The organism is Nocardiopsis prasina DSM 43845, assembly GCF_000341265.1.
Classification (GTDB): Bacteria; Actinomycetota; Actinomycetes; order Streptosporangiales; family Streptosporangiaceae; genus Nocardiopsis; species Nocardiopsis prasina.
This window is the reverse complement of the sequence record NZ_ANAE01000210.1, coordinates 17,047-28,457: the sequence shown is the minus strand read 5'-3', so window position 1 is coordinate 28,457 and position 11,411 is coordinate 17,047. Positions and strand designations below refer to the sequence as shown.

At 72.4% G+C, this 11,411-nt stretch carries 11 protein-coding genes; all 11 read right to left on the bottom strand.

All coding sequences use genetic code 11. The features are described from left to right. Nucleotides 1-241 precede the first annotated feature (241 nt). From D452_RS0126090 to D452_RS0126040, 11 genes are read right to left on the bottom strand one after another with little or no spacing between them, the layout of a single operon-like run. A complete protein-coding gene (locus tag D452_RS0126090) occupies nt 242-838 on the bottom strand; it encodes a bifunctional 4-hydroxy-2-oxoglutarate aldolase/2-dehydro-3-deoxy-phosphogluconate aldolase (RefSeq protein WP_017547080.1) in 597 nt (198 codons plus the stop codon). Beyond that, a complete protein-coding gene (locus D452_RS0126085; protein ID WP_017547079.1) occupies nt 831-1,811 on the bottom strand; it encodes a sugar kinase in 981 nt (326 codons plus the stop codon). The genes D452_RS0126090 and D452_RS0126085 overlap by 8 nt, the downstream gene beginning before the upstream one ends. Continuing rightward, nucleotides 1,808-2,677: an SMP-30/gluconolactonase/LRE family protein gene (locus D452_RS0126080; protein ID WP_026129694.1), complete on the bottom strand. Its 870-nt coding sequence runs from the start codon at nt 2,675-2,677 to the stop codon at nt 1,808-1,810. The genes D452_RS0126085 and D452_RS0126080 overlap by 4 nt, the downstream gene beginning before the upstream one ends. An 11-nt stretch (nt 2,678-2,688) precedes the next feature. After that, nucleotides 2,689-3,834: a galactonate dehydratase gene (gene dgoD / locus D452_RS0126075; protein ID WP_017547077.1), complete on the bottom strand. Its 1,146-nt coding sequence runs from the start codon at nt 3,832-3,834 to the stop codon at nt 2,689-2,691. Next, nucleotides 3,831-4,562, bottom strand: a complete 732-nt coding sequence (locus D452_RS0126070) for a FadR/GntR family transcriptional regulator (RefSeq protein WP_026129693.1) — start codon at nt 4,560-4,562, stop codon at nt 3,831-3,833. The genes dgoD and D452_RS0126070 overlap by 4 nt, the downstream gene beginning before the upstream one ends. Nucleotides 4,563-4,587: 25 nt before the next feature. Continuing rightward, nucleotides 4,588-5,343: an SDR family NAD(P)-dependent oxidoreductase gene (locus D452_RS0126065; protein ID WP_017547075.1), complete on the bottom strand. Its 756-nt coding sequence runs from the start codon at nt 5,341-5,343 to the stop codon at nt 4,588-4,590. 53 nt (nt 5,344-5,396) lie between these two features. After that, entirely contained in the window at nt 5,397-6,611 is a 1,215-nt protein-coding gene (locus D452_RS29040) for a DUF4380 domain-containing protein (RefSeq protein WP_017547074.1), read from the bottom strand. Next, nucleotides 6,608-7,699: a zinc-dependent alcohol dehydrogenase family protein gene (locus tag D452_RS0126055; protein WP_017547073.1), complete on the bottom strand. Its 1,092-nt coding sequence runs from the start codon at nt 7,697-7,699 to the stop codon at nt 6,608-6,610. Before D452_RS0126055 ends, D452_RS29040 begins: the two co-directional genes overlap by 4 nt. A gap of 22 nt (nt 7,700-7,721) precedes the next feature. After that, entirely contained in the window at nt 7,722-8,732 is a 1,011-nt protein-coding gene (locus tag D452_RS0126050; protein ID WP_017547072.1) for an ABC transporter permease, read from the bottom strand. A 14-nt stretch (nt 8,733-8,746) separates the two neighbouring features. Then, nucleotides 8,747-10,270: a sugar ABC transporter ATP-binding protein gene (locus D452_RS0126045; protein ID WP_017547071.1), complete on the bottom strand. Its 1,524-nt coding sequence runs from the start codon at nt 10,268-10,270 to the stop codon at nt 8,747-8,749. 49 nt (nt 10,271-10,319) lie between these two features. Further along, nucleotides 10,320-11,318: a substrate-binding domain-containing protein gene (locus D452_RS0126040; protein ID WP_026129692.1), complete on the bottom strand. Its 999-nt coding sequence runs from the start codon at nt 11,316-11,318 to the stop codon at nt 10,320-10,322. Between the last annotated feature and the right edge of the window lie 93 nt (nt 11,319-11,411).

Genomic DNA, 11,411 nt, shown 5'->3' with positions numbered 1-11,411 from the left:
GGATGAGAGAGCGATGAGAGCCCAGGTCACAGGGTTGCGGTGGCGTCGGACCCCGGCCCGATGGTAACCCCGCCGCTGGACCCGCACGGCCGCCCGGCCTTGTCCCGGCTCCCTGGCCGCGGTGGTCGTCCCCGGCGTTCCGGGCCCGCTCCCGGAGCCCCACCGAGTGTGTGGCGCGCCCCCCGTACCGGCGCGGACACCGTCGCCGGGGGGCGCGCTCCAGGACCGCGCCCGCGAGGACTCAGACGAGTGCGGCCAGGAGGGGGATCTGCTCGGGATCGGTCAGCGCGGAGCCGACCGCCACCATCCGCGCCCCCGCGTCGAGGTACTGACGGGCGTTGCGGGCGTCCATGCCGCCGGTCGCCACGATCCGCACGTCGGGGAAGGGTCCGGCCATGGCCCGGAACCAGTCGGTGCCGAGCGACGTGGCGGGGAAGGCCTTCACCCAGTGACCGCCCGCCCTGAGCACCTTCTGGATGTCGGTGGGCGTGGCCACACCGGGCAGGTGGGGCATACCCGCGGCCTCCGAGAGGCCCATGACTTCGGCGTCGAACCCCGGCGCGACGGTGAACGCGGCGCCCGCCTCGGACACGGCACGGACCTGGTCGGGGGTGATCACCGTGCCCGCGCCGACCGGGTGTCCGCGCTCCGCGCCCGCTCTGACCGTGGCGTGCAGCGCCTCCAGCCCCCGGGCGTCGCGGGCGGGCACCTCGATGGCGGTCACACCCAGGTCCCAGGCGCGCTCGGCCAGTTCGACCGTGGTGCGCACCGGCATGCCCCTCAGGATCGCCAGCACGCTGTGATCGGCGAACAGACCGTCCAGACCCTTGTCACTCACTGTTGTCTCCTCTCACCGCGGCCACGGCCGCGGAGGCTTGTACGGGCCAGTGTTCGTCGGCCACCGCCACCAGCGCGTCCACCTCGTGCGGCGGAGGCGGGTCGGCCAGGTCCCCCGTCACCCGAAGGACGCGTCCAGCGCACAGGTGCCCCAGGCGCAGACGTCCCCGGCCGTCCAGGCCGCGCAGGTCCCCCGCCAGGTATCCCGCGGCGAAGGCGTCCCCCGCCCCGACCGGCTCGACGACCTCGACGGTGGGCGCGGGCACGTACACCCGCGTGTCGCCGTGGAACTCGCTGGCGCCGTGCTCGGCGTCCTTGACCACGAGGCGTTCGACGTCGGGCAGGAGCGCTCGCACGTCGTGGTCGGTGGAGGTCCCCCACAGCTCCTCGGCCTCGTCCCTGCCGACGAAGACGGTGTCGGCGAGCCGGGCCAGCGCGAGCAGACGCGGGGCCGCCTCGTTCGGCCCCCACAGTCGGGGCCGGTGGTTCACGTCGAAGCTCACCGTCAGGCCCGGGGCCTCCAGCAGCCCCTGGGCCAGGGCGTCGCACGCCGGTGACAGCGCGGGGGTGACCCCGGACAGGTGGACCCTGCCAGCGGCCCGCACCCTCGGGTCCCCGACCAGTTCGGGGCCGAGCGCGGAGGCCGCGGACCCGGTCCGGTAGTAGTGCACGGTGCTCCCCGCGGGCGAGGGGTCCTTGGCGAACACGCCCGTGGGACGGTCCTGGTCGACCCGGACCCCCGTCACGTCCACGCCGCCCTCACGGAGGGTGCGCGTGATCAGGCGGCCGAAGGGGTCGTCCCCCACGGCGCTGATCCAGGCGGCCCGGTGCCCGAGGGCGGCGAGGCCGGAGGCGACGTTGGACTCGGCACCCGCGACCCCCATCGTCAGGAGCGGAGCCCGGTCCAGCGGGGTCGGGTCGGCGGCGGTGAGGAGCAGCATGGTCTCGCCGACACAGGCGATCTGAGCGCTCACGCCGCACCCCCGAACTGCTGGACCCGGGGTCCGCCGACCCCCACGGGGACCGAGAACACGGCGCCGTCGCCGGGGCCGGGACGGTCGAGGCCGACCGTCGCGGTGGTGACGAACAGCCGCGGCCGCGGACCTTGGGTGACGCACACGCTCGTGGGCTGGGCGGCGGGGACCGCGACCACGCTCTCCAGGGTTCCGTCGGGGTCGTAGCGGTGCACCTCACCGGCACCCCAGACCGCGACCCACAGGTGCCCTTCGTCGTCGACCTGCATGCCGTCGGGACTGCCCCGCGTGACACGGGCGAAGACCGCCCGAGCCCCGGGTTCTCCTCCAGGGGACACGTCGTGGACGTCGATACGCCCGTCTGCGCTGTCCGCCAGGTACATGCGGGAACCGTCGGCGCTGAAGGCCGGGCCGTTGGGAACGGTGTAGCCCTCCAGGACGCGGGTGAATCCGCCCTCGGGGTCGGCGCGGTAGACGGAACCGGCGCCCCGGGTGCCGTCGTAGGCCATCGACCCGGCCCAGAACCTGCCCGACGGATCGCAGGAACCGTCGTTCATCCGCATCGGCGCGGCCGCGCCGTCCTCCGGCCTGGCCAGCCACTCCACACCGCCGTTCGCGGAGACCACGGCGACCCCGGTTCCGACGGCCGCGACGTAGGAGTCCGGACGGTCCAGTACGGGGGCGACCGCCCCCAGCGGCGCGTCCAGGGAGAGTACGACCTCGGCCGGACCGGGCGAGCCCGGGTCCAGGCGCAGGAGCCTCCCGGTGAGGATGTCCACCATGAGCAGGTGCCGACCGTGCCGGCGCAGCCCCTCTCCCAGTTCGAAGCGGTCCGCGCTCCACGGTTCTCTCGACACGCGTGTCATCTCCTCCCTCATCACCACTCCGCGAACGATCCGTCCTCGTGGCTCCACACGGGCGACCGCCAGCGGTGGCCCGTGCGGTCCGCGCGGCGCACGGCGGCCTCGTCCACCTCCACTCCCAGGCCAGGGGCGTCGCTCCGGTGGATGTGCCCGTCGGGGAAGGCGAAGACCCCGGCGTCCAGGACGTAGTCGAGCAGTTCGGCGTCCTGGTTGTAGTGGATGCCGATGCTCTGTTCCTGGATGAGGAAGTTGGGGGTGGCGAAGGCGACCTGGAGGCTGGCCGCCAGGGCCAGCGGACCGAGCGGGCAGTGCGGGGCGAGCAGGACGTCGTAGGTCTCGGCCAGGGAGGCGATCCTGCGGACCTCCGAGATCCCGCCCGCGTGCGAGAGGTCGGGCTGGGCCACCGAGATGCCGGCCTGGAGGGCGGGCAGGAAGTCGGTCCGGCTGAACAGGCGCTCACCGGTGGCGATGGGCACGGGGCTGCTCCGCACGACGTCGCCGAGCAGGTGACCGTACTCGGGTAGCACGGGCTCCTCCACGAACATGGGACGCAGCGGCTCCAGCAGGGGCAGGACGCGACGGGCCGTGGCCGCGTTGAAGCGGCCGTGGAAGTCCACCGCCACGTCACGGTCCGGGCCGAGCACCTCGCGCACGCTCGCCAGCCGGTCCACGATCCCGTCGATCTCGCGCACGGTCGCCGAGCGCCCCATCACCCCGGATCCGTTCATCTTCACCGCGGTCAGGCCGGTCTCCACCCGCGCGCTGACCCTGTCCACCAGTTCGGCCGGGTCGTCGCCGCCGACCCAACCGTAGACCCTGACCTTGTCGCGGACGGGACCGCCGAGGAGGCGGTGCACGGGCACGCCCAGGCTCTTGCCCGCGATGTCCCACAGGGCCTGGTCGAGCCCGGCGACCGCGCTGGACAGCACGGGGCCGCCCCGGTAGAAACCGCCCTTGGTCAGACGCTGCCAATGGTGCTCGATGGGGGCGGGGTCCTGGCCCAGGAGGAGTTCGGACAGCTCCTCCACCGCCGCCCGCACGGTCTCCGCCCGCCCCTCGACCACAGGCTCGCCCCAGCCGACGATCCCCTCGTCGGTCTCCACCCGGCACATCAGCCACCGGGGCGGGACCAGGAAGGTCTCAATACGGGTGATTCTCACTCGGGTCTCTCCAAACTGTCTTCGGGCACGTCGTGTTCGGTGACGCGGAGCAGGTCCTGCCTGGCCTGTGTCAGCAGGGAGCGCATGGCGGCCTCGGCGGCGAGGGGGTCTCCGGCCGCGATGGCCTCGGTGACCGCCTCGTGGCTGGGCACCGGGTCGTCGTGGTCGCCTTCGTGGACCAGGCGGTCGCGTTCGGAGAGCCCCGCGGAGAAGAAGACGTCGGTGCGGGTGAACAGCTCGTTGTGAGTGGCCGCCAACAACGCGCGGTGCCAGCGCAGGTCGGCCCGGACGGCGTCCTCGGCCTGGCCGTCCACGGTGTCGGCGATCTCGCCGAGCGCGGCCCTCAGCTCGGCGACGTCGCCGTCCTCGCGCCGCCGTGCCGCGAGCAGGGCGGCGGCGGGTTCGAGGGCGTCGCGCAGCTCGGCCAGATCCCGGAAGAAGACGTCACCGGCGCCCGCCGCCACCTGCCAACGGACCACGTCCGGGTCGAGCAGGTTCCAGTCACCGCGAGGGCGCACGAAGGTGCCCTTCTTCTGGCGTGAGCCCACCAGCCCCTTGGCCGCGAGCACCTTGATCGCCTCGCGCAGGGCCGTCAGGCTCAGGTCGAGTTCCTCGCTGAGCTCGACCAGGTCGATGGTCTGCCCCTCCGCGAACTCCCCGGCGAGGACCCGTTCACCGAGCAATCGCACCGTCTGGCCGTGCACACCGCGCCCCGAATAGGCCGCCATCATGTCCTCCGTTCCAGGCGCCCGGTCACGACGACGCCTTGTAGATACTCCACCCTCCGTCGACCGGAAGGCTCGCCCCCGTGACGTAGGAGGCCTCGGAGGATGCGAGGAAGGAGATGACGGACGCGACCTCGTCGGGATCGCCGAAACGCCCGGCTGCGGTCTGGGCGACACTGGCGCGGCGGTCCTCCTCGCTCACGCCCTCCCAGGCAGCGGTGAGGACCGGGCCGGGAAGTACGCAGTTGACCCGCACGCGCGGACCGTACTCGACGGCGAGCTGGCGGGTCAGGGCGGTCAGTCCGCCCTTGCTGGTGGCGTAGGCCGGTCGGCCGGGCAGCCCGAACCAGGCGTGGACCGAGGACGCGATGACGACGCTGCCGCCGCAGGCGGTCAGGTCGTCCAGGCAGGCGCGCACGCCCAGGAACGCGCCGGTGAGGTTGACGCCGATCTGGCGCTCCCAGGAGGCGAGCGCGGTCTCGTGGGCGGGCGCCTGTTCGAAGGTGTAGGCGTTGGAGACGAGGATCCCCACGGGACCGAAGGTGGCGCGGGTCCGCTCCACCACACGCTCCCACGAGCCCTCGTCGCTCACGTCCGCCAGGATCGCCAGGGCCCGTCCGCCCTCGGAGCGGATGCGTTCGGCGGCCTCCTCCACACGGGGTGACAGGTCGGTGAGCACCACCGAGGCGCCCTGCGCCGCCAGGCGTCGGGCGGTGGCCTCACCGATTCCCTGGGCCGCTCCGGTGACCACGGCCGTGGTTCCCTCGTGCCTGGTGTTCGTCATGTCTCTTCCATCAGTTGGTGGGTGCGTCACGGAGGCGCCGGTCCGCGGTTCGGTCACGGCCGCGCCGCCGTGAACACGACGTCGGGGTCGGTACGCGGGTCGGCCTCCGGAACCGGAACGGCGAACCCGGCCGGTTCACCCGGTGCGACCCGTGCGACGGTGCGCCCGGACCGGCGGTGGACCAGGGCGCCGTGCCGTGTGGAGGTGAACGAGCCGACCAGCCGCGCTCCCTCGGGCCCGCGACCGTCCCAGTGGGGTCGCTCGCTCCAGAAGCCGTCGGCAGTGACCTCGGAGACGGGCTCCCGGCCCGTACCGAAGCCGAAGTCGATCCCCAGGCCCACCCGTTCCCCGGGAGCCAGTTCGGTGAGGGGTCCCAGTGCCTCGACCTCGATCACGCGGTCCACCGGGCACAGGCCGCCCAGGTGCTCCAGTGGTCGGCTCACCGGGGCCTCGAGCCAGACCTCGGCAGGGGACCCCGCGTCCGGGTAGTCGGCCCCCTCGGTCACGTCGAAGCGCTGGGTGAGGGTGCCCGCGGCCCCCACGTTGGCCAACCAGCCGGAGGCGGTGGGGAAGCCGACCTTGCCGACCACGTCCTGTGGCGGCACCCGCAGAGCGGCGCGCGTGTGCTCCACGACCCGCGGGTAGCCGTTGCCCGAGACGATCGGCACCGTGTGCGGGCCCTCGCCCCTGACTCCCACGAAGACACCGTCGGTGGCCTCGCCCGCGGGTCCGGACCCGTCGATCTGGGTCACGTTCCACAGCGCCCACCGGCGGTCCGTCGTGGAGGCGTTGAACGCCTCCAGGTCCAACCGGTACCCGGCGACCCCGGGTTCCATGGTGAGCCGACGGGACAGCCGCAGACCGGACCTCGGATCGTCCCCGCTGGTGAGGGTGAGCACGCCGGAGCCTCCCGGGCCGTCCTGGAGCCGGACTCCGTAGGCGCCCGAGTCCAGGACGGGGTCGGGCGGGCCGGCCCACTGTCCGGGCCCGTCCCACCCCTGCGGCGCGGGCCAGGTCTTGTCTCCGCCGACGTTGTTCCAGGCGCTCATCGGTCCGTCGACCGGTCCGAGCGACACCCCCTCCACCGGACGCAGGTCCTCACCCAGCAGACTGCCGTTGCGGTACAGGTGCTCCCGGTCACGGTGGCGCACGGACAGCACCCGGCCGCCCAGACCGGGCGCCGCGACGACCCGCACCACTCCGTTGTCGAGGACGATCCGCTCGTGTGCCTCCGAGCCCTCGCGCCGGACGCGGACGCGGGCGTTCACCCCTCCTCCCGGTTCACCAGGCACACCTTGCCCCGGCTCTCCCCCGCGGCCAGCCGGTACGCGGTGTCGGCGTCGGCGAGGTCGAAGCGGTCGGAGACCACGCGCTCGGGCGAGACGCCCCACCGGACCAGGTTCACCGACAGTTCGGCCATGGCGGGCAGCGACGTGACCCAGGAGGCGTACAGCGTGAGCTGCTTGTGCAGGAGGGTGTCGGACACCTCGGTCTCCAGGGTGCCTCCCTCGCCGACCAGCGAGACCCTCCCCCACTCCGCCGCGTGTTCCAGCGCCAGCGAGCGGCCCGCGCGCGATCCCGAGCAGTCGATGACCGTCGCCGCGCCCCGGCCGGAGGTGGCCCGGCCGATCTCCTCGGCCGCGTCCTCCGGGGAGGCCAGGGCGTCGAACACGTCCAGAGTGGCGGCCCAGTCCCGGCGCCTGCCGTTGGGTTCGACCCCGATGACACGGGACGCGCCCATGCCGCGGCCGATCATGCCCGCCGCGAGCCCGACCGGGCCCAGACCCACGACCAGCAGGTCGCCGTCACCGTTGACTCCGATGCGCCGCAGCCCCTCGTACGCCGTGCCGAACCCACAGGCGATGAGCGCGCCGTCCACGAAGGAGAGCTCGTCCGGCAGGGGGACACAGGTGGACTCCTCAGCCAGCAGGTACTCGGCGTGGCCTCCGTCGCGCTGCCAGCCGTAGGAGGCCCGGCCGGGGTCCGTGCAGCTGATCATGTAGCCGCGGCGGCAGTTGTCACACAGCCCGCATCCCGCGATGTGGTAGACGATGACCCGGTCGCCGGGACCGAACCTGCGGCACCCGGGGCCCGCCTGCACGACCGTGCCAGAAGGCTCGTGTCCGGCGACGACCCCGCGGTAGGCGGGGCCGTCGATCCCCCGGTGCGTCCTGTGCTCGTGGTAGATGAACCCGATGTCGCTGCCGCAGATCCCGGAGGCGCCCACTCTCAGGAGAACCTGGCCCGGCCCCGGTTCCGGCACGGGGAGACTGTCGACGACCGCGGTGGAGTCGCCGGGAAGCCTCACCCCGCGCATGGTGGCGGGCGGCGGAGCGCCGAAGGCGGTTGCGTTCATGGTGGTGTCCCCCCTGTTCGGTCTAGGCGAGCCGGTTGGCCGCACTGCGCCTGCTGATGATGACGTTGATGAGGACGGCCCCCACGATGATGAGGCCGCGGACCACGTCCTGGAAGAAGGAGTTGACGCCGAGCAGCACGAGCCCGTTGGCGATGACGGTGATGAAGACGACTCCGAGGAGGGTGCCGACCAGCGATCCGCGCCCACCCGCGAGCGCCGTCCCTCCGATCACCACGGCGGCGATGACGTCGAACTCCAGCCCCGAGGCGGCGCCGCCGTTCCCCGAGCCGAGACGGGCCGCGAGCAGCACACCGGTGATGGCGGACAGCAGGCCGGTGGTGGCGAACAGCAGGACGCGCACCCGAGCCACGTTGATGCCCGCGAGCTGCGCGGCGGCGGCGTTGCCACCGGTGGCGTAGACGGAGCGCCCGTAGGCGGTGTACTTGGCGACGTAGGCGAAGACCGCGAAGAGGACGAGCATGACGATCGCGGCTGTGGGCACGCCCATGACGGAGCCGCCGAGCACGTCGAGCAGCGCGCTCTCGGGGAGGGGCACGGGCAGCGCGTCGGTCATGTAGAGCGCCAAACCGCCGAGCACGCTCCACAGGCCCAGCGTGGTGATGAAGGAGGGCACGTTGAACCGGGCTCTGAGCCACCCGGCGAGGCCACCCCAGAGCACACCCATGGCCAGGGTGAGCAGGATGGCGCCGATCACTCCGAGGTTCCACTCGGTGGCACCCGTGGCGACGATGACCGAGGCGAAGGCCACCGCCGGGCCGATGCTGATGTCGATCTCCCCGGCGATGATCACCAGGGTGACACCCCACGCGGCGATGCCGATCGTGGCCGCGTTGCGCAGGAGGCCGAGCTGGTTGTCCAGGCTCAGGAAGCCGGAGGCCGACAGGCCGAGACCGACGTAGAGGATGAGGATGGCGGCCAGGAGGCCGATCTCGTTGAGACGGTGGCCGTAGCGGCCGATGAGGTCGCCGCGGGCGGAGACCGCCTCGCCGGTGACCTTGGTGGTGGTGGTCATTCCTACCTCGCCGTTCACGCCGCCATCGCGGCGGCCATGATGTTGTCCAGGGTGATGTCGTCGCCGGAGAACTCGCCCTCGAGGCGTCCTCCGCGCAGGGCCAGAACGCGGTCGCACACGAGCGGCAGTTCCTCCAGCTCACTGGAGACGAACAGGACCGCCGCGCCCTGTTGGGCGAGTTCGCGCACGATGCCGTAGATCTGGGCCTTGGCCTCCACGTCCACACCGCGGGTGGGCTCGTCGAGGAGCAGGATGCGGCTCCCCGCGTGCAGCCAGCGGCCGATGACGGCCTTCTGCTGGTTGCCGCCGCTCAGGTTGACGATCGGGGTGTCGGGCGCGGCCGCCTTGATGGACAACCGCTCGATGAGCGCGCGCCCGAGGGAGGACACACGTGAGGGCAGTACCGTTCCCGCCCTGGACGCCCCTCCGAACCAGCTCATGACCATGTTCTCCGAGACACCCAGAAGAGGAACCACGCCCTCTCCCTTGCGGTCCTCGGGTGTGATGCCCACACCGAGGCGACGCATCTCGTGCGGGGTCGGGCGGGTCACCGTGGTGCCGTCGACCTCGACGACGCCCTGGGCCGGGGTGAAACCGGCCAGCGCCCGAAGGAGTTCGGTGCGGCCCGACCCCATCAGCCCGCCGAGCCCGAGGACCTCCCCTTGGTGGAGGTCGAAGGAGACCTTCTCGATCTTGGGTGGGACCGACAGGTCGCGGACCGACAACAGCGGGGGTCCCTTGGCCGCGGTGGTCCGCACCGCCGGGGACTGTGCCCGCTCGCCCCCGTCGCCGAGCATGAGGGAGACGATGCGGGCGGTGGTGGCGCCGCGGACGGGCACCGTCTCCACGACCGCGCCGTCCCGCATGACGGTGACGGAGTCGGCGACGCGGCGGATCTCCTCCAACCGGTGGCTGACGTAGATGACGCCGACCCCGTGTGAGGCCACGCGTGTGACGGCGTCCAGGACGGCCTCGGCCTCGGCCGCCGCCAGTGCGCTGGTCGGTTCGTCCAGGATCAGCAGGCGGGGCCGCGCCAGGAAGGCGCGCGCGATCTCGACGAGCTGCTGCTGGGCCAGGGGCAGTTCCCCGACCCGGGTGTCGGAGGCGATGTCGACGCCGAGTTCGCCGAAGATCTCCTTCGCGCCGGCGCGCATCGCGGCGTAGTCGACGCGTCCGCCGCCCGTCGGCCAGGAACCGAGGTAGAGGTTCTCGGCGGCCGAGAGTTCCGGCACCAGGCTGAGTTCCTGGTAGACGGTTCCGACTCCGAGTTCGGTGGCACGCCGGACGCCCCCGCCGTCGAACGGGACTCCGCCGAGTTCGATCCGGCCCTCGTCGGGCGTCTCGACTCCGGCCAGCAGGCGGATCAGGGTGGACTTGCCAGCGCCGTTGCGCCCGAGGAGCGCCCGGACCTCTCCGGCGCGGATCTCGAAGTCGGCGTGGTCGAGCGCGGTGACTCCGGGGTAGCTCTTGGTGGCGCCGCGGACGCGGGCCACGACTTCGGTGTCGGGAGCCGCGGTGTCGGCGGAGATGTCACTCATGGGTGCTCCACAGGTCGGACGGGGGGCGTTCGCGGGATTCGGAGGCCGGTCACGGGATACCGTCCGGGTGTTCCTCCAGCCATTCCTCGCCGTGCTCGGGAGTGGTGTAGAGGTCGATGGGGGCCGGGGTGACGAACTCCTCGGGTTCCTCCCCCGCGATGATGCGCTCGACGGTCTCTCCCGCGAGGAGTCCGACGGCGGTGCCGGAGATGTCGACGTTGGCCTTGAGGACGCGGTGGTCGGCCAGGGCCCGGGCCGCGTCCGTGGACATGTCGCTGCCGAAGACCACGACGTCCCCGACGCGGCCCCGGTTGCCGACGGCTCGGACCGCGCCCATCGTGGCGCCGCCCGCCTCGCCGTAGAAGGCGTCCAGGTCGGGGTGGGCGGTCAGGAGCCGTTCGCCCACGTCGACGGCGTCGTCGATGGTGGCGCCCTCCTGGTTGGCCACGATCCGGGCGTCGGGCAGGCGGGCGAAGAGGGCTTCCTCGAACCCCTCGCGGCGCTGGACGCAGACCTCGACGAACTCGCAGTTCAGGACGGCGATCTGCGGGTCGTGCACGCCCTCGCCCTCGAAGTGCTCCGCCGCGGCGTCGCCGAGCTGACGGCCGAACTCGTGGGGGTCCCCCAGGATGTAGGAGGTCACGTACTCCCGGGCGGCCTCGTCCTCGATGCAGGTGTTGTAGCAGACGACGGGTATGCCGCTCTCGTGTGCCAGGCGCAGGGCCGGGATGGAGGCGGTGGCCGAGACCGGGGACAGGACCAGGACGTCGACGTCGGCGGAGGAGGCCACGTCGACGAAGGTGCTCTCCTCGGAGGCGTCTCCGCGGGCGTTGAGCTCCAGTAGCTGGAGTTCGCGTCCGGAGTTCTCGGCGTGGTTCTGCATGCCCTGCCGGACTCCCGCGTAGAAGCCCTGGGCGTCCATGTAGACGACGCCGATACGGCCGTCCTCTCCCAGTCGCGCGCCGCATCCGGCGAGAACCAGCACACACAGGGCGGCGGCGAGGGACACGAGCGCTCGGCTCGTCGGGGGTGGTGGTCGCCTGACCATGGCCTACTCCTTGGCGTTGGGCACACGCTTTTGACCTGCGTGAACAGCCACTTCGACTGGAGTCGAGAATGTCAGAGTGATCCAGGTAACGTC

Excerpts from the sequence above, each read along its gene's own strand:
- D452_RS0126080 (WP_026129694.1), bottom strand. The coding sequence starts at position 2,677 with ATGACACGCGTGTCGAGAGAACCGTGGAGCGCGGACCGCTTCGAACTG.
- D452_RS0126070 (WP_026129693.1), bottom strand. The coding sequence starts at position 4,562 with ATGGCGGCCTATTCGGGGCGCGGTGTGCACGGCCAGACGGTGCGATTG.
- D452_RS0126065 (WP_017547075.1), bottom strand. The coding sequence starts at position 5,343 with ATGACGAACACCAGGCACGAGGGAACCACGGCCGTGGTCACCGGAGCG.
- D452_RS0126055 (WP_017547073.1), bottom strand. The coding sequence starts at position 7,699 with ATGAACGCAACCGCCTTCGGCGCTCCGCCGCCCGCCACCATGCGCGGG.
- D452_RS0126050 (WP_017547072.1), bottom strand. The coding sequence starts at position 8,732 with ATGACCACCACCACCAAGGTCACCGGCGAGGCGGTCTCCGCCCGCGGC.
- D452_RS0126045 (WP_017547071.1), bottom strand. The coding sequence starts at position 10,270 with ATGAGTGACATCTCCGCCGACACCGCGGCTCCCGACACCGAAGTCGTG.
- D452_RS0126040 (WP_026129692.1), bottom strand. The coding sequence starts at position 11,318 with ATGGTCAGGCGACCACCACCCCCGACGAGCCGAGCGCTCGTGTCCCTC.